General features: G+C 42.3%; 25 protein-coding genes. 3 read left to right on the plus strand and 22 right to left on the minus strand.

The window, feature by feature from the left end; translation table 11 throughout:
* Positions 1–136: 136 nt before the first annotated feature.
* Positions 137–580 carry a hypothetical protein gene (locus tag ACO06Y_RS22945; protein ID WP_422081396.1) on the minus strand — a complete coding sequence of 148 codons (444 nt, stop codon included), beginning with the start codon at positions 578–580 and terminating at the stop codon, positions 137–139.
* A 205-nt stretch (positions 581–785) separates the two neighbouring features.
* Positions 786–1,148 (minus strand): VOC family protein, encoded by a 363-nt coding sequence (locus ACO06Y_RS22950; RefSeq protein ID WP_422081397.1) that lies wholly within the window; start codon positions 1,146–1,148, stop codon positions 786–788.
* Between the two features lie 198 nt (positions 1,149–1,346).
* Between ACO06Y_RS22950 and ACO06Y_RS22955 the strand changes: the two genes are divergently transcribed.
* Together ACO06Y_RS22955 and ACO06Y_RS22960 are read left to right on the plus strand one after the other, a co-directional pair.
* Positions 1,347–1,820, plus strand: coding sequence for a MarR family winged helix-turn-helix transcriptional regulator (locus ACO06Y_RS22955; protein ID WP_422081398.1), 474 nt, complete (start codon positions 1,347–1,349; stop codon positions 1,818–1,820).
* Positions 1,817–3,151, plus strand: coding sequence for a S41 family peptidase (locus tag ACO06Y_RS22960; RefSeq protein ID WP_422081399.1), 1,335 nt, complete (start codon positions 1,817–1,819; stop codon positions 3,149–3,151). Before ACO06Y_RS22955 ends, ACO06Y_RS22960 begins: the two co-directional genes overlap by 4 nt.
* A 121-nt stretch (positions 3,152–3,272) precedes the next feature.
* Here the strand turns inward: ACO06Y_RS22960 and ACO06Y_RS22965 are convergent, their stop codons facing one another.
* The 6 genes from ACO06Y_RS22965 to ACO06Y_RS22990 form a co-directional block, all read right to left on the minus strand.
* On the minus strand, positions 3,273–3,731 hold the full coding sequence (locus ACO06Y_RS22965; protein WP_422081400.1) for a YHS domain-containing (seleno)protein: 459 nt from the start codon (positions 3,729–3,731) through the stop codon (positions 3,273–3,275).
* Between the two features lie 43 nt (positions 3,732–3,774).
* Positions 3,775–4,134, minus strand: a complete 360-nt coding sequence (locus tag ACO06Y_RS22970; protein ID WP_422081401.1) for an SPW repeat domain-containing protein — start codon at positions 4,132–4,134, stop codon at positions 3,775–3,777.
* Positions 4,135–4,138: 4 nt separating this feature from the next.
* On the minus strand, positions 4,139–4,492 hold the full coding sequence (locus ACO06Y_RS22975; RefSeq protein ID WP_422081402.1) for a hypothetical protein: 354 nt from the start codon (positions 4,490–4,492) through the stop codon (positions 4,139–4,141).
* A gap of 102 nt (positions 4,493–4,594) precedes the next feature.
* Complete coding sequence (locus tag ACO06Y_RS22980) at positions 4,595–5,182, minus strand: Crp/Fnr family transcriptional regulator (protein ID WP_422081403.1); 588 nt, start codon at positions 5,180–5,182, stop codon at positions 4,595–4,597.
* Between the two features lie 105 nt (positions 5,183–5,287).
* Positions 5,288–6,424 carry an FAD-dependent monooxygenase gene (locus ACO06Y_RS22985; RefSeq protein ID WP_422081404.1) on the minus strand — a complete coding sequence of 379 codons (1,137 nt, stop codon included), beginning with the start codon at positions 6,422–6,424 and terminating at the stop codon, positions 5,288–5,290.
* A gap of 147 nt (positions 6,425–6,571) precedes the next feature.
* Positions 6,572–7,006, minus strand: coding sequence for a winged helix-turn-helix transcriptional regulator (locus tag ACO06Y_RS22990; protein WP_422081405.1), 435 nt, complete (start codon positions 7,004–7,006; stop codon positions 6,572–6,574).
* 84 nt (positions 7,007–7,090) lie between these two features.
* On the opposite strand from ACO06Y_RS22990, the gene ACO06Y_RS22995 reads away from it, so the two are divergent.
* Positions 7,091–8,098, plus strand: a complete 1,008-nt coding sequence (locus ACO06Y_RS22995) for an NAD-dependent epimerase/dehydratase family protein (protein WP_422081406.1) — start codon at positions 7,091–7,093, stop codon at positions 8,096–8,098.
* 146 nt (positions 8,099–8,244) lie between these two features.
* On the opposite strand, the gene ACO06Y_RS23000 is transcribed toward ACO06Y_RS22995, so the two are convergent.
* The 14 genes from ACO06Y_RS23000 to ACO06Y_RS23065 all read right to left on the minus strand — a co-directional run bounded on the left by ACO06Y_RS23000 (position 8,245) and on the right by ACO06Y_RS23065 (position 23,108).
* Positions 8,245–8,721: a hypothetical protein gene (locus tag ACO06Y_RS23000; RefSeq protein ID WP_422081407.1), complete on the minus strand. Its 477-nt coding sequence runs from the start codon at positions 8,719–8,721 to the stop codon at positions 8,245–8,247.
* 134 nt (positions 8,722–8,855) lie between these two features.
* A complete protein-coding gene (locus ACO06Y_RS23005) occupies positions 8,856–9,335 on the minus strand; it encodes a DUF695 domain-containing protein (protein ID WP_422081408.1) in 480 nt (159 codons plus the stop codon).
* A 50-nt stretch (positions 9,336–9,385) separates the two neighbouring features.
* Positions 9,386–10,255: a hypothetical protein gene (locus ACO06Y_RS23010; RefSeq protein ID WP_422081409.1), complete on the minus strand. Its 870-nt coding sequence runs from the start codon at positions 10,253–10,255 to the stop codon at positions 9,386–9,388.
* 95 nt (positions 10,256–10,350) lie between these two features.
* Complete coding sequence (locus ACO06Y_RS23015; RefSeq protein ID WP_422081410.1) at positions 10,351–11,214, minus strand: hypothetical protein; 864 nt, start codon at positions 11,212–11,214, stop codon at positions 10,351–10,353.
* A gap of 2 nt (positions 11,215–11,216) precedes the next feature.
* Entirely contained in the window at positions 11,217–11,930 is a 714-nt protein-coding gene (locus ACO06Y_RS23020) for a hypothetical protein (RefSeq protein WP_422081412.1), read from the minus strand.
* Between the two features lie 173 nt (positions 11,931–12,103).
* The gene (locus ACO06Y_RS23025; protein ID WP_422081413.1) at positions 12,104–12,571 is read right to left on the minus strand and encodes a hypothetical protein; all 468 of its coding nucleotides are present in this window, start codon (positions 12,569–12,571) and stop codon (positions 12,104–12,106) included.
* A gap of 152 nt (positions 12,572–12,723) precedes the next feature.
* Entirely contained in the window at positions 12,724–13,122 is a 399-nt protein-coding gene (locus ACO06Y_RS23030) for a nuclear transport factor 2 family protein (protein ID WP_422081414.1), read from the minus strand.
* A gap of 104 nt (positions 13,123–13,226) precedes the next feature.
* Positions 13,227–14,093 carry a helix-turn-helix domain-containing protein gene (locus tag ACO06Y_RS23035; protein ID WP_422081415.1) on the minus strand — a complete coding sequence of 289 codons (867 nt, stop codon included), beginning with the start codon at positions 14,091–14,093 and terminating at the stop codon, positions 13,227–13,229.
* 176 nt (positions 14,094–14,269) lie between these two features.
* Entirely contained in the window at positions 14,270–16,618 is a 2,349-nt protein-coding gene (locus ACO06Y_RS23040) for an ABC transporter permease (protein WP_422081416.1), read from the minus strand.
* Positions 16,619–16,728: 110 nt separating this feature from the next.
* Complete coding sequence (locus tag ACO06Y_RS23045) at positions 16,729–19,203, minus strand: TonB-dependent receptor domain-containing protein (RefSeq protein ID WP_422081417.1); 2,475 nt, start codon at positions 19,201–19,203, stop codon at positions 16,729–16,731.
* A gap of 80 nt (positions 19,204–19,283) precedes the next feature.
* Entirely contained in the window at positions 19,284–20,093 is an 810-nt protein-coding gene (locus tag ACO06Y_RS23050; protein ID WP_422081418.1) for a helix-turn-helix domain-containing protein, read from the minus strand.
* A gap of 53 nt (positions 20,094–20,146) precedes the next feature.
* Positions 20,147–21,076, minus strand: coding sequence for a DUF5996 family protein (locus ACO06Y_RS23055; RefSeq protein ID WP_422081419.1), 930 nt, complete (start codon positions 21,074–21,076; stop codon positions 20,147–20,149).
* A 127-nt stretch (positions 21,077–21,203) separates the two neighbouring features.
* A complete protein-coding gene (locus tag ACO06Y_RS23060; RefSeq protein WP_422081420.1) occupies positions 21,204–22,520 on the minus strand; it encodes a prolyl oligopeptidase family serine peptidase in 1,317 nt (438 codons plus the stop codon).
* 78 nt (positions 22,521–22,598) lie between these two features.
* Positions 22,599–23,108, minus strand: a complete 510-nt coding sequence (locus ACO06Y_RS23065; RefSeq protein WP_422081421.1) for a hypothetical protein — start codon at positions 23,106–23,108, stop codon at positions 22,599–22,601.
* Between the last annotated feature and the right edge of the window lie 5 nt (positions 23,109–23,113).

Here is a 23,113-nt window from a genome sequence, read left to right on the forward strand (position 1 = left end):
CAAAAGTAACCAACGTCTATTATAAAGAGGGCCAATTAAAAATAATACATTTTGATATCCCAAAAAGTAAAATTGTTATGGTCAATATCCCAGTCTTGCCTTTCGGGTTTTTTAATCGCCTATAATTTGTTATCGATTACTTTTTATCCACCTGGTTAAAGAGTCCAATTCCGGAAAATATAAAACCTAGGGCCAAAATCAACGCCGATACCGTGTTTACTTCGGGAAAGGCAAAATCAACCGCATAGTCGGCCGCTACTCCTGCCAAAAGTGCAAAAATGGATGCTACCAACAAAGCCCAATAGACCCAGACCGTCCTGTTATTTAGCCCTTTCCAAATAGCAATCAGAATCAAAGCATTTAAAGCCGCTACGGATAAATTGGCAAAGAGGCCGATAGAATCCACGGTAGCCAACATTTCAGGGCTCATGGATTGGATATCCTCTGCACTTAATATAGCGTATAACCCAGGTGGGTGCTCGCCTAGAAAAAGAATATCGATTACGACATACAATGAAGGAAAAAAATTTAAACCACTCCAAATACTAAGAACTATCGAACCTATTTTTAATGAATCCATTATTAATTTATAAAGTGTTAGTTTTTCAAAAGTGGTATCAAGTTCCCCAAGTAGTATAGTCTGAACTTTTCCATGTTTGTTACAAACCAACCGATAGTAAGGCCCGCCATAAGTTTCTTGTCACTCAGCTTGTTTTAGATTCCTGATACAGTCCTTGCGCCCATTTCCTACAAGTTGATTTATCCTCTTTAATTTCCTAAAGGATTTATACTTTGGGCAAATCGTCTCTTGGGCCTGTACCTAACCAAAGAACATTCCCGTCCAGATCTTCAAACTTCATTTCGTACGCCCAGTCGTGGTTCATGGGTTCCTGAATTACTTTTACACCTTTATTCATTAATTCCTCGAATACGGTCGCATCCTGTAATCCGATCCAAACCCAGTTGGGATGTGAGGTTTTAATGAGCTCGCTAAGCATAATGCTACACCCATCACATGACACCGATCCAACGGCAACCCCTCTCCAATCTTCCTTAAATCCAAGGATGTTGACATAGTAATCGACACTTCTGTTTAGATTCTTTACGGGTAAGACAGGTATTATATTTTCGATTTTGTTTTTCATCATGGTGCTTTTAAATCAACGTATTTGATCGTAACGGTTCATGTAAACGTTGTTTTGATGTTTTACCAATGTTATCTATAGATTTTAAGTTCATCCCATTGAATCGGGCTACGAAATGGATCCGCTTAAAAATAACACATTTCAAAACAGCCTTAAAGTAAATTATTGCATATAATTGATATATCAATTATATTTGTATCAATGAAAGAGACAGAGACTATACCCCGGTTGGAAAGCGTGCTTTTTTACGTGATGGAAAAAGCCATTAAATCATACCGTCAATTTGCCCAACGCAACCTAAACACCTTGAACCAAGACCTGACCATAGATCAATGGTTGGTGCTAAAGACCCTTTATGACAATCCCAAGTTAACCCAGCGGGAAATTGCGGAACGGGTATTCAAGGATCACGCTTCCATTACCCGCATGATAGACCTGTTGGTCAACAAGGGATTTTTGGAAAGATCTTTGAATCCCGATGACCGTCGCCGGTACGCCTTGGAACTGACTCCAATGGGGAAAATGGCGCAACAAGAATCCATACCCATCATTATGGAGAATAGGGCCACGGCCCTAAAAGGGCTAAGTGCCGACGAAGTAGAGACCCTACGCAACCTATTGCAATGCATCACCGACAATTGTCAAAATACAAATCAAAAATCGAAACAATCATGAAACAAATTCGAACCCTTCTTCTGCCCTTCCTAGTTGGAACGGTCTTGGCCTGTACGGCCCAAAACAACAACAGCGGCATCTCCGCCCAAGAAAAAAGACAGGTCGTCGACTCCATTTCCACCATTTTGGGGTCCAATTATATTTTTCCGGAAACGGCCCTTAAAATGAGTGATTTTCTCAAAACCCAACTTCAAAACAAGAAGTACGATAAGATAAAGGAGGCGCAAGAATTCGCCCAGAAGCTTACCGAGGATATCCAATCCGTGAGCAAGGACCTGCACCTAAGGGTACGATTTGATCCCGAAGGTATTGCCCGAAGACGAAACGCCGAACTTTCTGAAGCCGACAGTGTTGCCCTTGCAGAGCGTCGCTTGCGCAACAACAGACGCTCCAACTACGGGTTTCGGGAAGTAAAGATCCTGGACGGGAACATCGGGTATTTGAACCTCAGCGGCTTTTTTGGTGTGGACGAGGAGGCCGGTGCAGCGGCGGCGGCGACCATGAACTTTTTAAGCAATACGGATGCCCTGATCATTGACCTTCGCCGGAACGGAGGCGGGAGTCCGGCCATGATCCAGCTGATCACCAGTTACCTGTACGGGCCGGAAAGGGTACATCTCAACAATTTTTATAATAGGGCCAATGATGAACAGACACAGACTTGGACATTGCCCTATGTACCCGGAAAACGTAGACCGGATGTACCGGTTTACGTATTGACCAGTAGCAGTACGTTCTCCGCTGCCGAGGAATTCAGTTACAACCTTCGCAACCTGGAACGGGCCACCTTGATCGGGGAGGTTACCGGCGGCGGTGCACATCCCGGGGGAACGCAAATCGCTACGGAACGTTTTGCCATTTTCGTCCCGGACGGGAGGGCCATTAACCCTATTACCCAGACCAACTGGGAAGGTACTGGCGTAGAGCCTCATATTAAGGTCCGGGCCGAGGATGCCCTGGAAACCGCCAAGCTCAAGGCCCTGGAGATGTTGTTAGAAAAGAATGCAGGGCAAGAAGACACCTTTTTCCTCCAATGGGCTATGGAAGGTATTCAATCCCAAATGGAACCTGTTGCGGTGGATCAAAAGATCCTGAAATCCTATGTGGGGAATTATGGCCCTAGGAAAATCCATTTCAAAGAGGGTACGCTCTACTACCAAAGGGAGGGAAACACGGAATACGAGCTTATCCCCATGTCCCAAAACAAGTTTCGGATAGCGGAAGTCCCTGCATTTCGTATTGAAATGTTAGAGGAAAATGGAAAAGTCACGGCGATAAAGGGACATTATGACAACGGACGAACCGATCAGAATGCAAGGACGGGGAAATAAAGGCAACTTTGAGGTATCCCCCGTTCGAATGTTGGACCGGAAACTTGGACATTTGGTGCAAGCAGTAAAAACACCTGAGGCTAAGGCTTCAGGTGTTTTGATTTTAAGGGATTTACCGGTATTATTTCATGCGTAGCTTTTTCCAATTGGTATCCGCTTTAGTTACCAGTTCCTGATGGTTGCCGGCCAACCATAACTGTTGTGCATCTACTTCCAAATCATAAAGGAACAAATAGTACTTCCCTTCCTTTACCACAAATTTATTGGGATCTATTCTAAACTTCGCCCCAACGGAAACTCCAAAAGCACAATACCCCCCATATTCTGGCAAATACTTCTTAGGATTTGCCTTAAAGGATTTTTTCTGTTCTTCACTTGTAAAGTAATACTTTATGCCCTCATGGGTAAGCTGATATTCCTTTAATCCCTTTTGGGCTATGCCCAGATCTAAATAGGAAACCGGACTGTATCCTTGCAGGGCTATTTTACTGTCGTCCGTGTTCATTGCGGCACTAAAATTTTGTGCTAGACCAAATGATGAAATGAAGAGCATAGCCACTAGTATTGATATTGATTTCATGATTATTTTTTTAAATTTTATTGTTAAATAAATTGTTTTGATTTTATGAATATTTCGCCATTTCCGGTTTATGCAAACTGACCACGGTCAAGACCGCGGCACCGTTTATCCAATAGAAATAGGCATCCAGCCCTTCAAACGAGAACACGAAGGGAGCCACTACAAATACGATTCCCACCAAGGCATCGACATTTAAATGTCCCTTATAGGAAACGACGCGATATAACCCTAACTGATGATCGGTCAAGATGGTGAGAACAAAGGCTGCAATTCCTGTAATGACAGAGAGTTGCCAAGCCAAGGGGTTGGAATTTCCCAACCCCAATACAAAGGGCAAAACGATAAGTGCCACGGCTACCGGATAATCCAGATAGGCGTGCATTTTTTTGGTTACGAATCCCATAACTTTAAGCTTTAAAGTATTGTTCCTCTACAATCTGTCCATTTTCCCAAACCGTACGGAGTATCTCGTGCCATAAAATTTTGCTCCCGTCCTTCATATCAAAGTCAAAAGTGAACTCCGCGAAGGAAACATCCCCATGTAATGAGGCATTATGCAGCGTAATACCGTTTACTTTGGCAATGGCCTCGGCAAAACCTTGCATTTTGGCCAACATTTCGGATTTTCCGGTGGTTGCCGTACCATCAAAATCATGGGTCCTGGCATCGGAAGCGAAGTACTTTTCAGTAGCTTTTACGATTTGCCCTTTTTTTACCATCTCGTTCTTTGCCGAGAAGATTTCATTTAATGATTGTTCCATTTTTTATTTTTTTTGAATTGCATGTCAATATTGACAGGGTAAAAGTCCGGCAATCCAAAATCAATTAAAATGAAGCAGATCAAGAAAAAAGGTTGATGTAGTTCAACTTTTTTTCCGCGTTCGCTTATTGCGTATTCTCGATAAAAACTCTGTGGTCATACCTAGATAGGAAGCCAGGGCATACTGGGGAACACGTTGGACGAAATTGGGAAAGTTCAATAAAAAATTCTCGTAACGCGCCTCTGCGGAATGCGTCAGGTTAAAAAGGATTCTTCGATGTTCAAAGGCAAGTCCTTTTTCCGCCATGATCCTAAAAAAAGTCTCAAATTTATGATTGGCCTTTTTCAATTCCAGTTCTTTGCCATATGCAAGCTGAAGGATGGTACTGTCCTCCAAGGCTATGACAAAAAGGGTGGCGGGGTGTTGGTATAGATAACTGTTAAAATCCGAAACCCACCAGTTTTCGATGGCAAATTGAAGGGTATGCTCCTGTCCGTTATCTGCCACCGCATAGGTTCGGAAAGCACCCTTTACCACGAAGGCCCGGTATTGGTTTACAAAGTTGGGCTGGACGATGAATTGCCGTTTTTTGACCTTGACCTCCTCGAAGCTGGACAAGAACTGGTCCATTTCATCATCGCTTAACGCAACAAAGTTTTGTACATACGTTTTAAGTTGGTCTTTGCTCATTGGTCCTTACTATATAGTGGTTTTGCGCCATTGTGCGTAACGGATAGTATATAAAGCGCCCCTAGGTGGCCATGATTCCGTACACATCTTTGCCACCGGTTGCTTTTATCGTACGGTTTCAAGTTCAAATATTTTTTCTGATTGCTTTCTGCCCATATGCTTAGGTGCCATTTTGATAAGTTGATTTCTTAAGCTTATGGCCATCGGGTTTTTCCAATGCGCCAATTTTCCAATTTGCCAACTTGTACTCACAACCTTTTTTACCTTAGGGGTTCTCAGCTTTTGAAAAGTCGAAAATGCCTTTTCGGTATTAAATTTATCCAAACACTCTCCCAGTATGTACGCATCTTCAATCGCCTGACAAGCTCCTTGTCCCATATTTGGCGTCGTAGCGTGGGCAGCGTCACCAATTAGGCAGACATTCCCCTTGAACCAGCTTTTTATCGATTTCAGGTCCTCAATGGTTGCTGTATGAATAGTTTCGGTAGGGGTATGATGTATTATGTTCCTGATTATTTCGTTGTAGTCCGAGAAATAGTTGGATAATCTTTCAATTGAATACGTGTTGGTTTGTTTATTAAATGACTTCAAAGCGTACCAGTACACTTTGCCTGGAGCAATTTGAACAAACCCAAATCTGTCCCCATTACCCCAGGCTTCATTGAGTTCTTTTTGAAATTTCTGGGGTAGGGAAATGTTGACCACACCACGCCAACAAATTTGATGGGCCGTTCGGGTCTTCGTGTTCGGGAACAATTGTTTTCTAACCGTTGAATCAAGTCCATCGGCTCCCAAGGTAATTCTAGAGGTTATTTCTTCCCCATTTTCAAATCGCAAAAGATTCTTGTTGTCGTAGGTTTTTATTTCAGCAAGTTTATACCCCAAATTCAAGGAGTTGGGTTGCAAATGTTCTGTCAGTATCCGTTGCAAGGTTGCCCGGTGGATAGCTATGTTTTTGCAGTTGTACCTTGTTTCAAAATGTTTTAAGTCGGCAGTTGATAACACCGTTAAATCCTTGGTTGTGATATTCATTAAGGATATTGGATTCCCAAATTTTTCAATTTGAGGCTTAAGTCCCAATTTTTGGTAAACCTGCATTGCATTGTTTGCAAGTAGTATTCCCGCACCAACGGGTCTTAACTTATCTGTTTGTTCGTAAATACGAACTTCCACTCCTTTTTGTTGAAGCGCTACGGCGGTTGTTAATCCACCTATTCCGGCTCCGATTATATCCACTTTCATTGTGTTGGTTTTAGTGGGTGGCACTAGTTTTGTATATGATTTGTTCCTGCCTTTGATGGTTTCCAAGTTTCAAGTTAACGAATTCCTGCTTTCAGGTTTACATGCCTTTGGTATACGGGCAGGTTTGGAAAACTCCCTTGGTGCTTTTCATGGGACAGGTTGTTGTAGCCCTTTTTTATATTGTGTAATAATCTGCTCACAGGCTTTCTTTTTATTCTTTTCAACCGTAGACAAGGCTTCATGGAGATTCAAGTTAGGATGGATTTCCTGCAAATGGTCCCTGCTCCACAATGACAACTCTATGAGTAGGGGGGTCAAAGAAAGTCCCTTGTCCGTTAGATAGTAAAAGTTGGATTTTCGGTTTCCCGGTAACTTTTTTTTGCCCAAAAGTCCAAATTCTTCCAGCATTTTTAATCGTGAAGACAGTATACCGGTAGCAATACCCTCGTTACTTTCCGTAAAGTCCTTGAATGTACTTTTCGCCTCGAAGAGTATTTGCTTAATGATGACAAGGGACCACCGGTCACCTATAAGGTCAAGCGCAGAAGTGATGGGACAATTGCAACGGAATATATCTTTCATTGGAAAAACTTTCGAATATTACTTTCAAATTAGAAGTAAAATTATATTTTTGCTTCTAAAACAAAAGTAAAAATTTAAGCCCATATGAAAAAAGTACTGTTGACCGGGGTTTCGGGATTTATAGGAAGACATTGTGCCGTTGCCTTATTAAAGAGCGGCTATGCGGTGAAGGGTTCGATCAGAAGTTTGGCAAAAGCGGAATCCATTGCAGACTCCATCAAAGAGCAGGTAGACGCATTGGATAACCTTGAATTTTGTGAACTGAATCTGTTAAATGATACAGGTTGGGATGAAGCAGTTTCAGATTGTGATTATGTGATGCATGTGGCCTCCCCATTTTTTTCCAAAATACCCAAAGATGAGAATGAGCTGATACAACCCGCGGTCGAAGGTACTTTAAGAGCGCTAAGGGCCGCCCACAAAGCTGGGATCAGCCGAGTGGTCTTAACGTCTTCAATGGTGGCCATGCTAGGTGATGTACAAGGAGATGAAAACATAAATCAAGGGAGTTGGACAAATGTTAATGCCAAACATGCCACTGCCTATCTAAAAAGCAAAACACTGGCAGAAATGAAAGCGTGGGAATTTGCTAAGGACAAGGGATTGGAATTGGTAACGATACATCCCGGGCCCGTATATGGCCCGACCTTTTCCCATAATCTGTCCGGTGAGTCCATGTCCCTATTTAAGCGCATTTTAACGGGTGAGCTAAAGCAAATGATACATGCCAGTATGAATATGTCGGATGTACGGGATGTTGCCAAAATTCACGTTTTGGCCTTGGAAAATGAACAGGCCAGTGGCCAACGTTTTATAGTGGCTACGGAAAATGCCCACGCGTATCAAGAGATTACCCAGACGCTAAAGTCCAATGGATATGACAAGGTAGGTACAGGTGTGGCTCCCAATTTTATGGTCAAACTATTATCCAATTTTAATAGTGAAATGAAAGGAATGTTGCCTTATGTCGGTAAAAAATATAAAGGTGACATAGGCCAAACAAAAGCCGTTTTTAATTGGAAGCCCATCCCGTTTGACCGGATGGTTTTGGATACTGCCAAATCTGTACGGGAAGTTTTGGAGCACAAATAGGTGATCCAACCCTTACCGTTGAATTGGATACCACAATAGTATCTAGTCCTATATCCCATCCCTATTACTCTAGTATTTTAAGGTCGATTAGGCTAGCAGGTACCCCTACATTTTTGGACAACGATTACTGTTGTTGTGCTTAATTTTTAGATTCCACCACCTTCAGTTTTGTCCATAATTAGTCTTCCATTTAAACATTTGAAATAAGTCCTATGAAAATGGCTATATGATAATTCCAATTTTCTTTTCCCTTTGAGTTTTGCTGCGTATAGAATTAAAGTGATATTGAAAAGTCCATTTTCAATTGTCAAGGGTGAAATTTCCACTAGAGTCAATCGGTTTTTGTTTTTCCTAAAATATTTTTTTCGATTTGCAAGTCCGAGTTTTATTATTTCAAATCCATTAATCGTTTTGGGCAATCTGGAAAGATAGTTTTCATACTGAACATAGATTGTTTTCGATTCCAGTCCATCCAACTCTTTTGTATAGTTTTCAATCGCAAGAATGAATAATGAATCCGTTTCTTTCGGCTCCAGTAATTTTTTGATTTCGTCCGACTGAGCAAAAGCAAAGTTTGCGAGCAATAAGAATAAAATCGAATAAAGTGAATTCTGATTGTTCATTTTAAACTAAGCATAACAATAATACATTGATCAATAATCCTATATCCCATCCTTACGAATGTAGCCTTTTTTTAATCGACTACGCCCGCCGGCACACCAACATTTTGGACATAGGCCACTATGGTTGGCAGGCGTTATTTCTCTTTAAAATCATTAAGCACTTTTTTAAAGTCAGTCCACTCTTTGTCTTCGTAAAAGTTTATTTCAATCGGATAAATATCGTGCTTTTTTAAAGCCCGATTTAGCATTGCCATAAAGTCGTCTTGTTTGGTGGTATAATAAACCAATTCTTTCAAATTATTTCCTGTTCTGCTGTATGCGTTAGTGAAAATGTCCGTTTTGTCCATTGCATCTTCTAAAGCCTTTTCCAAAACAATCATTTTCCCATTTATTATTTTCGGCGGCATTCCATTATTTTCATTGCCATCATATTTCCAGGAAACAACAGTCAGAAATGGCAACTTTTCAATTGTTTTCTTATTGGGAAGTTCGTTCACGAATCTCATAATCACCGGCAGCTCATTTTCAAGATATCTGCCAATTATTCCTTTTTGTTCTTCCGTTGATTCTCTTTCTTGTGCTTTGCTTTTTCCTAATCCAAAAAAGGATAACATAAGTGTGCGTATTAAAAGTTTGGTCTTTTTTCTTTTGTTGGCAAATCATTTTACCCTTTTTCCTGTCGGCTGTCTAACCTAAATGTATTTGATTCAATATTAAAAACTCCATGAAGGCTATCGTTCATTCTCTTGTTGTAATAAAAGTAAAATAGAATTTCCTTTCGCTGACTGTCCCATTGAAAACTTCTTACTTCACGATCGGTGATTTTTGTTAAGTTTTTACCGTCCAGGTCGGAGACGTAAAAAAAGTGTTTTTCAAGATTATATATCTTACCAAATACATTTGGTTCATCCTGTGTTAGTTTATAAATGATTTTTTCCGGTTTGAATTCTTCATTTCTTGGGATAACGTTCATATATCGAATAGACCCATTTTTGGGTAGTAGTTTATTGATGATGTCACAGTTTTTGTCGAGAAACAGAATATTGCTGGTGTACTCTACAACCATGTTAGAACTCGGTATTCTGTAAGTGCGTTCTAAATCAACATAATCTAAGTTGCCTACCATTGGAACATAAAAGTAGTCAGAGTGTGGAACGCTAAGTGGTTCGTATAATTTTCCACTCCATGTAACATGAGGTTCTACTATGTAATTAAACCTGGATGTATTGACTTTAGCTATCTGTGGACTGCCCTTTTTAGGAAGGATATTGTAAAACAATAAAGTACCCATCACTCCAATAAATACAATTGAAACTATCAACTCTAGGCGTTTTATAGACCTGGACTGTTCGTTAAATCTGTCAATCGCCTTTTTTACTTGAAACTTTGAAAACTCTTTGAATTTTGGTTTGTCCTCTGGGTTTAATTCGGTGTAAAGGGTTTCTCGATCATTCCCTTTGAATTTTCCGCGTTTTGAAGGTCTCAAATTCCGATTTTGCTTCATCCGATTATTCATATCCTGAATACTGCTCATTGGAATTTGTTTATGATTTTAAAAAGCTTTTGGAGGTAATTTAAAATGGTTTACAAGGAATTAAGTATGGTATCATAGCATCCCGTCGGGTATTATTATTGTGTGATTTTTTCTATTTCATATTCAAATTTCAGCACCCTCATATTCCATAAAGTTAAGGTTTGCATGGCAGTAATTCTATCATTCACACATCTTACTACTAGATTATCCTTAAATGATCTAATAAACTTAGTCCATAATTGCCCTTTAGAATCTTTTAGTAAAAAATAAAACCCGCTATCTCCAATTTTTTGTCCTGACGAATCCAGTATGAGTTCGCCACTCTTTCCAATTTTTGGGGTTAATATAACCGTTGCATTTCCATTTGGTAAAGGAAAAATTGCTTTGATGCAGGTCTTACCTGATGGAATTACGCAAGTTTCATAAATACCGGAATAAACTATTTGACCTGTTGATTTAAATGTTCGAAGCCAAACTGTCCTTTTAACCTCATTTGTTTTAGAATCCAATAGTTGGATTATTTCACTTGTCAATCCCGAAGAGTCTTTTAAGTTGTGAATCGGAACATTTAGTTGTTCTATCCTTTTGCTGAAAATTAATCTCACTAAAATGCCGAAACCCTTAAATAATGGATTCCATTTTACTTTTAATCGCAGATCATAGTTAGATGTATTTTGGTAAAAGTCAATAACATCTTGAGACAAAACGTTCAATTCATTGTTAGATAAGTTTAGCTGGTCGATTGATTGGATTAATCCCCTGTCCTTTTTTTTGTTGTCAATAAACAAATTTTCTTTTTCCGCTAATTCCTTGACAAATTTTAAACCAATACCATTAGTACCTCCAAAAGGACCTAGAAGCCATTTATGTCTTGCTTTATTGATTTTCTTTCCAAAAATAATTACCCATTGTTGAGTAATCCAATCTTGTATGCTTTGTTTTGTATTTGCTATTCCCATTTTTACCTGAACTCGTATGTGTTGGGAATAAAATTTGACTTTCCTTTCCACTCACCGAATTCGGCTAAAGGCTTAAACCTTAAAGTAGTGAACTCAAAATGAAAGTTCTTTCTTTCTCTTTCTCTCATTGCAGCCGAATGTCTTTTTGGTCTTTCGACCGGGCTATGACCATGAACCATATCGGTCATTTCTTTTTCCGTTTTCCAAATTGAAAAAGTGGATACTGTGTTTGGAAACTTTACGGATGCCAATGAAAGTGTCGTTCCTGGATGGTCCCTAACTAGTTTTTCCACCGGTCTTCCCCAATGGATAAATCTCGGGATTGCAAAAGGCTTCATTCTTGCAATGGTTACGGCTACAACCGGAGAGTTTAGACTTTCCAATTTGTATTTATGTTCTGGTATCTTGAATCCACTAAATTTTCCCCATTCCCTAATAAAAGACAAACGTACATGCCAACCTTTTGCTAAAATTCTTCCAAAACTGTCTTTTTCCAAATAATTTCCAAGTGCAATCTCATTTTCCCATTGCATAAAAACTGCGACTTGTCCTATTAAAATTCTGGATGTAGATAAGATTGGAGAGCCTAGGGTCATAGCTGTCATATATTCCGAGTGAATCAGTCCTTGTGTACTTTTGGAAATTGGATTAAAGAAGATTCTTTTTGTCGCAATAAAAAAGGGAAGTTCGACTAAATGATAAGAGAATATATTCACTTTGATTGAATTAGAAATTCTGCGGTGTTCTTCGAATTAGGCACAATGCTTTCGTTTATGATTTTGGCGCAAGAAATTTCGATAGAAATTTTCTAGTACGAAATTGAGCTAATTAAAAGTAGCAAATATTCACATTGATAATCTCGTAGAACTGAATTATAGTACCATTTTTCTCAGTTATTTTTTTCAATCACTTGGTACAGATTATAGACGGTCAGTCCTACGGCACCTGCAGTTATCAAAATATAAATCGGGAGCATTGATGATTTTCCGTAGACTTTTTTTCCGTTGAATTCCACAATCAAGGGATTTGTTCGGCTATTATTCGTTCCTAGGTAAACTCGTAATTCTTTTCCTATGGCATCTTTTGCCAAAAACTTATTCCAGTGGATTCTATAGTGGTTGGAAAGTCTATACGTCCGTTCAATCCTGTCCGACGTAACCAATACAAGTCTTTGAGCTTCTTTGTAGATAAATGACTTTCTCGGCCTGTACTTATAAGTTTCCAAGTAAGCCTTTCGCAATGTTCCATACTCTTGGGTAAGTTCTTCCTTTTCCGTGATAACATTTGGAATAGCATAAACCACCGCTATAAACAGCAAGGCGATATTGATAAAAACCCATCTAAATCTCCCGATCAATATTCTCTTTAATTAAGCACAACGGTCCCGTACAAAGATAGTAGTGGCTTTGACCGACTGCTTTTCGGTTGAAAAGATATTAAAATAGAACTAAAAACGGTACGGGTGAGTACCTAAACCGCTATTACTTTTATCCATTGTTATGTGCTGTTTTATTTGAATACGGGTGTCATATCCATATATAATCTTACGGATTCTACCTTTCCATTTTGGTTCAAGTCCGTAAATGCAACCGCTTTTACCGTGGCATCTTTTCCATCGTGTCGCTTATAGTAATTTAGGGCTTCAAGGACGTAATTCTTGTCCGAACCATAAATGTTGGTCAAATCGTGTTCAATACTGGCGAAACTTTGCCAGTACTCCGCAAGTCCTTTTAGGATTATTTCTTTTCCACTACCAAAGTGTTGGTTGTTGAACCACATTTCAACGTCGTCGGAAAGAAATTTACCGTAAGCTTCCACATCCTTTTTATCCAATGCTTCCAGATACGACAAATAATTTCTAAAGGCGCCCGCTGAAAGCTGATTTACTTTTAGGTTTTTAGTTTTCATAACTACTCTATTTATGATTACTAATTAATTACATCACAAATATCGAAATACCGAAAAGGTGGGTGTTAGTGTAAAATTCGGCTTGTTTGGTACTTTTCACGGATTTAAGTGGACACGCGATACTCCGATGGTGTAAGCCCGGTTTTCTTCTTAAAAAACTTTGTGAAATAAGACGGGTCTTCAAAACCTAACCAATACATGATTTCCTTTACTTCCATCGCCGTTTGTTTGAGCAGACTTTGGCTTTCGAGGAGTATCAATTCTTCAATCGATTGTTTTATGGTTTTGCCCACGGTTTCTTTTAGGACTTCCGAGAGATGCTTGGCACTAAGGTTCATTTTCCCGGCATAAAAACCGACACTTTTTTGAGTTCGGTAATTTTGGGTCAAAAGGTCATTGAACTTTCGGGTAATTTCCTGGTTTCTTGAGAGAACATGCTTGGTTGAATTCTCCAAATAGATAGAATTAATGAACTCAAGAATGGAAAACAGGATACCTACTCCAACATTTGGGTGGGCTTTAAATTTTTCCAATGCTTCTAGTAATCCATTTAGGTCGGAATAGGCTTTATCGGATAAATCGATTACGTGATTTGCTCCAACCTTGAAAAAATCATAGCCCAAAAGAAAGTTATCCTGAAAGGGATTCTTAAAAAGTGATTCCTTGAAAAATACGGTGGTGTTTTTCATATCCCAATCATTGGCAACCCAATTTCGGACGATACCTGGTCCCACTACAGTAAGTGATTTTTTCTTTAGGTCATAGGTGTCGATACCTATTTGAAGTTTGCATTCCCTTTCGTGCAACAAGCCGAAAGCATAAAAATGACTTCTATAGGGATAATTTATGCCATCCCCTTTTTTAAAGTCTTTTTCAGTGGCAATGTACAATGGAATTTGTGGCTCGTTTTTGAGAAGTATCTCACGAAGATACTGCTTATATTCAAATTCCTTGGGTACATTTTTTAGCATTCGTATAGGGTTTGTTCAAATGGAATACAACAATGGTATATGACAATATATCCCTTCCTTACGAATGTAGTATTTTTAGGTCTATTGGGCCAGTCGGCACTCCTACATTTTGCGTAAGGCATGCGAGCTACCTATCCCTAGCTATAAGGCTTCAATGGGGTATGTAGTGGTACTGCCTATTCGGATTGTAAAGACGTTACGGGATTCACGCGGACGGATTTAAAAATATGGTATAACAGGGTAAGTCCACTCATGCCCAAAATCAAAGTGGTGGCCCCGATAAAGACCATAGCATCTATGGGAATTCTATAGCTAAACCCGCTGAGCCAGTTTTCCATAAGATACCCCGCCACCGGGATAGCCACACCTAGGGCCAGTACCGCGACCCCTATATAACTCCGGGTGGTAGTCCGTACCAGATGCCAGGCGTTGGCGCCCAATACTTTTCGAATGCTCAATTCCTTGGTCTTTTGTAGCAAATGCAAGGAGAAAATGGCGAAAAGGCCCATACAGCACAAACCCAGGGAAACCAAGGAAAAGAAGCCCAACAGCTTGGCCAAATGATCCTCCTTCGTATACATAGCATCAATAAATTGATTAAAATGAGACAGCGAAAAAGGGGTGTTGGGGAAAAAGTCCGCCCAGGCCTTCTCCACCAGACCCACGTTGGCCATCGCTGTTTTTACGAGCAACTTGGTGGCATAGGCCTCGTCATAGAGAAAAACAATGGGCTCTATGGCATTGTGAAGGGATTGGTTATGAAAATTTTGTACCACCCCGATCACCCTTCTGGGCTTACCATCGTAACGTATCGTTTGGCCCAAGGGATTCTCCCATTGTAGCGATTGGGCCAAAGCCTGGTTAATCAATACGGCATCCTCTTGATCGCTGGGCCGGTCGGCTTCAAAGTCTCGGCCTAGGGCCAATTGGAGCTCCAGCAGTTCACTAAAGCTTTCGTCCACCCGGTAGAAGTTAAACACCTTTTCCACTTCCTCCCCGTTAACCATAACCTGAAAAATCTCCTTTCCATTATCCTCGCCAGGCAGGGCGCCACCCCCGATCAGGGAGGCATTTTGGACCGTGGGAAAGCTTTGGATCCGTTCCCGAAACTGGATGTGCTTGTCCTTCAAATCCTCGCCCTCCGGAAGGTCCACGATCAGGATCTGTTCCTTGGAAAAGCCCAAATCCTTGTTTTTCATAAAATGGATCTGCTTGTTCATCGTAAGCGTGGCAATGAGGATAATCGCGGCTATGGCAAACTGAAATCCGAGCAGTACCTTTTTAAAGGTATGGACCGAAGATTTCCGGGTATTCACCAAATTGCCGGAAAACGAAAGGTATACCCCGGAATAACTGGTGCCCAGCAGCCCAAAACCAAAGGTAATCAAGGGAATAGCGAGTAGAAGGAGCCATTGGCCGGTGATGTCCAAGGCCTGAAAGCCTGAATATTGAAAATAGGTGCCGTTGAACGCCAGTACCAGGATTCCAGCAACCCCCAGCACCAAAACCGTCATAATCCCGGATTCCATAGCGCTCTGCAATACCAATTGTCCCCGCGATATGCCGAGCATTTTTTTCAGCTGAATTTCCTTGGTGCGTCGGGTGGATTGCGTCAGGGACAGATTAATGGAATTGAGGCCCGCGATCAGTAGCACCAATACGCCCGCGAATAACAACGCATAGACATATTTGGCATTGCCCTTGGGCACGTCGTCGATCAATGCGGGTGCAAAATACAGGCCTTTAAGGGGTTCAGCCCTAAATTGTATATCCACCCCGGATCCTTCCAGACCCGGTTTTAGATGTTCGGTCGTCATCTGGGCCAATTGGTTATCCAAGTCTTTCGGGTCCATGGACCCATCGATCAGTACATAGGTATAATGCTCCAGGTTAAACCACTCCTGTAGTTCATAATCGGACGCCAGTCCTTCCGAATGCAACAAGGCCTTGGGATTTACATGGGAGTTCTTGGGCCAATCCTCATACACGCCTTGTATGGTATAGGGACGATCCCCGATCGTAATCGATTTATTTACCACTTCAGTATGCCCAAAATACTTTTCGGCCAAAGACCTGGATAACAAAATGGAATTGGGATCCGCTAAGGGAGCGTTTGCATTTCCGGAAATAAAATCGAAGGTAAATACCGCCAACCCCTCCGGATTGATGGTATAAAACCCGTCTTCCTTAAAAAGCTCGTCATTGACCCGTACCACGGGGTTCCCCTGAAAAGTCAACCGCGCGTAGTGGTCGATACCGGAATAGTTCTCCGCCAAAACACTGCCCAAAGGTTTCCCAGTGGTGGCATAGTGGTCCGTATGGCCCCCGGCGGTAATTTGCATACTCAATCTATGGATCCGATCCATATGGTCCTGATACGCATCATAGCGATAGGAATTGGTGACATAGTTGGCGATATACCAAACCGAGGCGATGGCGATGGCCATTCCAATTAGGCTGATTCCCGTATAGAGTCGGTACTTGAACAAAATACGTAAACCAACCCTTAACCCATTCTTGATCATAGTGCTTGGAGTATTGAAGTTTATCGTCCTTTAAATTACGAATTCCGCCTGTAGGAACCCAAGGTACGCTTGGGAATTCTTGAACATTGAGGCAAGGTGGGGTTCGGAAACTAAAACTCCCGTTTGCCAAATTCGCTTTCTATGAACCGGGCCTTGTTGGTATTCTTGTTGAAGGAATAGCTGAGATTGAGCAGGATCATATCCACCTCATAGACATAGTTGGTAGTGGTAAAAAATTCCCCCGGCCTTTCAGTCGTAATGCGTTGCTCGTTGGTATCCAAGAGTCCCATATCGATATTTTGCCATTGTAACGTCGCCACCAACCGATTGTCCAGAAAGGTCTTTCGAAACGTTAGGTTGGGCGAATAGAAACGGGAATCCTCGCCCTGGGCAGTGTTTTGGGCCGAAAGATAATTGAAGGTAAATTGTAGGGAGGCCGTGGGGGCAAAGGCATAGGTGCTATTCGCATTGATGGAATACACAAAACTATTGGTATTCAGGTCCCGATCATCAAAAGTGCCCGCTATGTCGTAGTTGTAAAAATTGCCCCCAATAAAGTTGGACCAATTCTTTGTGGGTTTAAATTGACCGCCCACTTCCAGTCCCAGGGAACGACCCCTGCCCACATTGGAATAAATACGGTTTAAAATGGTATCGTTAAAGACCGTGTTTACCCGATTCACCAAATTCTCAACATTTCTAAAATAAGCGGTAGCGAACAAGGAATGATCGCCCTTAAAATTTTTGGTTATCCCAAGTTCCACCAAATCGATAAACTCCGGGAGTAGGGTGGCATCCCCTTGTTCCAAGGTCTCGGAATGCTCCCTTTCCGGAAAGGGGTTCATTTTAAAGGTGGTGGTACGTTCAATACGCCTACTATAGGCGGCCTTGACACGGGTACGTTCGTTTACCGAATATTGCAGGGAAGCGGAGGGAAAGGGTTTTACAAAATTATAGGTATAGGTGGTATCTATGGTATTGGTCCTGTCCCGAAGGTCAAAATCCCGATCCATGGCCTCCAAGCGAATTCCTGCGGCATAGTCCCATTTTCCCTTTTTTCCGCTAAGTTGGGCATAGGCGGAATGAATACTTCGTGTTAAATCCACCGCACTGGAGAATTCCGGTACCAGTTCAAAATCACCCGTGGTATTGTTGCGCCGTTCGTATACAAAATCCCCCGTATGGTCCAATATGCGGTACTGATATCCCGTTTCCAAGGTTCCGAAGGTAAAGGGTTTCCAGGCATAATCGAGTTGAAAACGAAACCCGTTCAAGGGATTGTCATTGGTATTGAATTCATCCTGATATACCAAATCGGTATCGGGGAAACCTAAATTCCGATTCGTGGTCGGCCCGCCCAATAAGGTATATTCATAGAGCAGGGAAGCCGATAATTTGGAGCGGTCCCGAAAGGTATGTGCGTAATCCAGACTTCCCAAAATAAAATCCCCTATCCTTTCCCGGAGGTTTTCATTGAAATATTGAAAGGTATACAAACGCTCCGTACCGTTGGCAGGGATAATGGCATGGTTATCAAAGTACAGGATATCCGCGGTCCTGTCCTTCTGCCGTTCCCCCGCGTAAAATCCCAAGGAAACCGTATTGAGGGTATCGGGCTGATAATCCACCGTAAACCTTCCGCTAAAATTCACCTCATCAAAACTACGTTCCCCATCGGAGGGAAAACGGGTAAGGGTATCGTTGATGATCGTAAAGACGTCCCCTTCCCGCCTACCGGCCAGATCGTTTCGCTGGTAGTTGGCCCCAAAGGAAAAGTTCCATTTTTCCTTGCGGATATTGTGGGTAAGATCCACCCCGTAGCGTCGGGAAGGTTCGGCATTGCCGTACCCTTCGATGGAAGGAAGGCCTGCTCTTATGTTCACCTGCGTAAAAGTACCGTTTACCGCCTCTTTTTGTAGGATAATGTTCAATAGGCCCGCCTTGCCCTCCGGGTCATATTTTGCCGAGGGTGCCGTTATCACCTCTACCCTTTCCACCGAATTTGCGGGAAGCTGGTTCAAGAAAACGGCGGCATTCCCCTGTATCGGTTTTCCATTGAGCAATAGCACAAATCCGGTACTTCCCCGTACACTGATCTCGCCCAGGCCATTGACAGCGACCGAAGGGAGGTTTCTTAGCACATCCGTTACATTGCCTCCCAAACTGTTCTGAAATTTGGAAGCCTCGAATACCTGCCTATCAATTTTATTGATTACCGTGGCACTTTCGGCCTGTACCACTACCTCGTTCAATTGGTTTGCCCCAATGTCCAGGGCAATGACACCTAGTTCATTGGCATCGGTACTGCTGTTGCACCGTATATCCCGAATAGTTTTTGTCTTAAAGCCAATGAAGGAAACCTCCAAATAGTACGTACCCTTTCTTAGATCGATTAAGCTAAAAATACCTTTATCATCCGTTATCACCCCGGTAACCAATTTGCTATTTTCCTGGTCATACAAAACAGCCGTGGCGTATTCCAAAGGGCCGTTGGTATTGCTACTAACAATTTTTCCGGTAATCTGGGCAAAAGCAAAATGTGAAACAAGAAGTAGGATGAAAAGAATACGTAGGGGTAGCTTCATTTGAAAAAATACAGGCGTCCAAATGCCAAAGCTACACCAGGACGATAAGGGCTGACGGTGTATTTGAAAAAGTTAAGGTATCATTGCCGTTTTTTGAACTGGATCGGGGTCTTGCCCTCATGCCGTTTAAAGTACTTCACAAAATGGGAAACATCCTTGAAATTCAATTTGAAAGCGATTTCGGTCACCGAAAGGTCCGTGAAGTTCAACAAGCGCTTTGCCTCTTTTATGATATGTATGGCGATTACCTTGGAGGCGGTCTTTGAATATTCCTTTTGGCAAAGGGCGTTTAAATTTTGGGAAGTAGTATTGCACATTTTGGCATAGTACGAAACGTCGTTTTTTAGTTGTTTTCCCAAATAGGTATTGAATTGGGATAGTTTATCACCCATAAAGGGGGCGCTTTCCGTTATGGCATAGCTCAGTATCTTGGCCAATAAGGCCTTTAAGGATCCCTCTATTACTTCGTTTTGACCTGATGTGTTTTGCTTCGTTTCCCTACACAGGAGTTCAAAGAGGCTATCGATGGTAGCATCCGGCCCAACATCAATAACCTGTTTCTGGTTTAACTGCCCAAGTTGGTGGTTGATCTTTTTATCCAGGGTTCTCTCCAAAAACTCTTCTTTGATGATAATGACGAATCCCTCGGGCAGGGTATTGATTTCCCAATGGTGTACTTGGTCTTTTCGGATTACAAAAACTACGGGAGGTTCTATGCGATACCTTTTAAGGTCCATATGGTGAAGGCCCGAACCCTTCCTGAAATAGACCAGTTCCAAGTACTTGTTGTGCCTGTGGGGCTTGGTATACCGTTTGTTGATGTCAAAAGGCTCAATTTTTATATGGGCATATGGGGAAATTTTGTTGTAGGTATTGATTACGGTCCTCATGGATAATTGCCTATTTTCTCTGCCCTAAACTATAAGATCAACGCGTATTAGTTTCAAATATCTTCCAAGGAAGGGACCGTCAATTCGGGGATATTCCATTTGGCCCGTTTGGCGCCAGCCTGGTAGGCACTTTCCAAAAAGTCCAGTACTGCAGCTCTCGGGTCTTCAGAATTCTTGACCGTTTCATAACGCAGCAGGGCCATGGGGCTTCCATTGCTGTCTACCCAATTGGCGGCCTCCGGAAATAAGGGTTCTTCATCCAAGCCCTCAGGGGAAGGGTAGGTATAGGCATAATACATAGGTTCGGGCATACTGTCGTCACCTGCCCAAAATCCGAAACTGATCTGCTCATGGGAATAGGTATCCCGTTCCAGAATACGTGCCGACTTGTCCATAGGCGGGAGCTTTCTGTCCGAAACCCGGGTCACCGTGAGGTCCATATGGTGCCAATAGATATGGACGGGGCAGGTCTTTCCGTAAAACCGGCCGCTAAATTCCTGAAAAACGGCATGGTTCCATTGCATCAGTTTCCAAAACCTTTGGATATATCCCCAATCGTAATGATGATAGTCCCGGATGGCGTCAAAGCGGGTTTCAATACCCAGATCCAAAGGTTTCTCTATAAATTTGGGATGCAGGTCAAAACTGGCCAGTGCCTTCATAAAATGTTCGTAAAATTCGGCTATGGTCGGATCGGGTAGCAAGGAAATGTGAATCGGTTCGTAGGTGCTATGGGACAACACAACGGCCTTTTCCAGTATATTGAAATCTATTTCCAAAGTATCGAGTCCATCATTGACCGGGATACTGTGGGTGCCAAATCCCCTTGAGGTAACGTAGAGCGTAATATACCACCAATGATTTTTCCGAGCGGTCAGTTTTAGACGTGTCTTCCCAATAATCTGTAGAATCAAATGTACGGTCAATCGGGTTTCTTTCCACTCCTCAAAGGGTAAATTGGGCAATGCTGTTCCGTTTTTCATAGGTACTGTGTGGCTTTCTTTTTTGATAAATTCCGTCCATCTAAAAGTACAAAAAAGCGAGGGGCTTTTCTGCCTGTTTTTTGATTGGTCCAAAAAGAAAAATCAAATCCGTGGAATTCCTGAATCCTTAATTCCGTTGCGCGGCCATCCATTCCATTATCGTAACAGGTTTGCCTTCCCATAGTACGGGATTGCCCTGAAAACCGAAATCGGCATGGTTGGCATGTGAATAGATCCATGAAAAATGGCCGTGGTACCGGTAATTGGGACCCCCAAAGAAACCCGTAATGTCCACGACATTATCGTAGTACGAAAAATGTACATTTTGGGCATTGGCATCCATCAATCGCTTGTACAACGGTACCACCGTTTCTTCCGGAAGGGTTACCGGGTCGTCCTTGGAATGGAGAAACCACATGGGTACATCCTTAATTTTCTGTAGCTGCTCGTCCGTAATAAACCGGGAATGATAGGCCAAGGCACTGATGTAACCTGCGGCAAAATAATCGGGATAGAGGAGTATCAACTTTAGCGACATATAGCCCCCATTGGAGCATCCCCCTATATAGATCCGCTCGGTATCAATTTGGGGGTGATCGGCCACATATTTTTTAATAAGACCCATCAAAGCCTCGTTATAGATATCATTTTCCTTTCCCCGGGTGTATTCCCCCGAGGCACTTTGCATCCAAAAGGTCGGGCTTTGGGGTACAAGGACATAGGCCCCTCCAAAGAGGGACTGTATTTCATCCGAGGCGTAGTTGGCCGCCCTGTTGGCCATTAGTGGAATAGTCGTATCGGTACCTCCTTCCCCTCCCCCGTGGAGCCATATGATCAAGGGGGATTTTTTGTTAGAGGTTTTGGGCGTAAAAGCGGCATAGGACAGACTGATGTCCTCGTTATGCGTGTGCTTTCCGGTCAGATCGAATTCGTTGACCAAGGGTAGAATTCTTTTGGCTTCCTTGTCCCAAACCTCACCGGTCTTGGTATGGGTTATGGTCAGTTGGTAATCGATCCATACGTTGCCCCGTGCATTGGGAATGTATTGCATGGGCGAGGCAAGCACCATATTTGGCCCTATGGCAAGGAGAAGGGTCAGGAATTTTCCTTTGGCCACCCTATTGCCATTTTTATCGGATACATAGGCATATTGTACGGTTCGCTGCCCCGAGGCCATTTCATCGGGAATCTGGGCTTGTTCGGTAGTACGCTTTACGGAGACTTCATATTCCCCGGCAGTGGCCGCTGATACGGTCTCTTTTAAGGACAGGATTACCCGGCTGGCAGCTGGGCCCCAATCGTATCCCTCGACTATCAAGGTGTATTCCCCGGCTTGGTTACTTCTTTCAGATTGCAAAAATTCCGTTGGGGGTTCGTGGGATAAAAGGTGTATGGGTGCAATGAGCAATACCCAGATAATTGAATTAAAAATGCATCTATTCATCAGATCAATTTTTGTGTTTTGCGAGTCGATTTAAATCGGATGGGGCGGCCGTAAACAAATGTACGCTTTGCCCGCTGGTCAAACAAATAGCAAAATAAGGGTAAGAATAACTCCCCCAAAAGTGAAATAGAGGCCTTTTTTGAATATTGGGGTGCTGGGCCGAAACATCCAAAACGCGGATACGACAAAGAACAAAAGGGATAGTCCAAAAAAGATATTGAGAAAAAACAAGGGATGATCGGAATTGGCCTTATGGATTTTGGCCATTTTATCCAAGATCAAGGGTAAGCGCTTTTCAAGATATTGGGCCTCTCCCGTTACCGTATTGTAGGTACCGGTTTCAAAATGGATGAGTGCTCCTTCTTCCCTATCTACTTTTAGATTCTTTTTCTTTAAGGCCTTGCCCAAATCCCCAGTCGTTAGTTGCGGTTCCAACTCTTTTTCGACCTGTACATCTTTTTTTAAATAATCGGTATTCCTAAAAATAAGTACGATTCCACTGATGGCGTACATCGCCATTATGCCAGCCAAAAAGAATCCTAAATATCTGTGATAGGTGCGCATGGTCTGTTCGGTCCTTCTTCCCATAGTCC

It is taken from the genome of Ulvibacterium sp. (genome assembly GCF_965228935.1).
Taxonomy (GTDB): Bacteria; Bacteroidota; Bacteroidia; order Flavobacteriales; family Flavobacteriaceae; genus Ulvibacterium.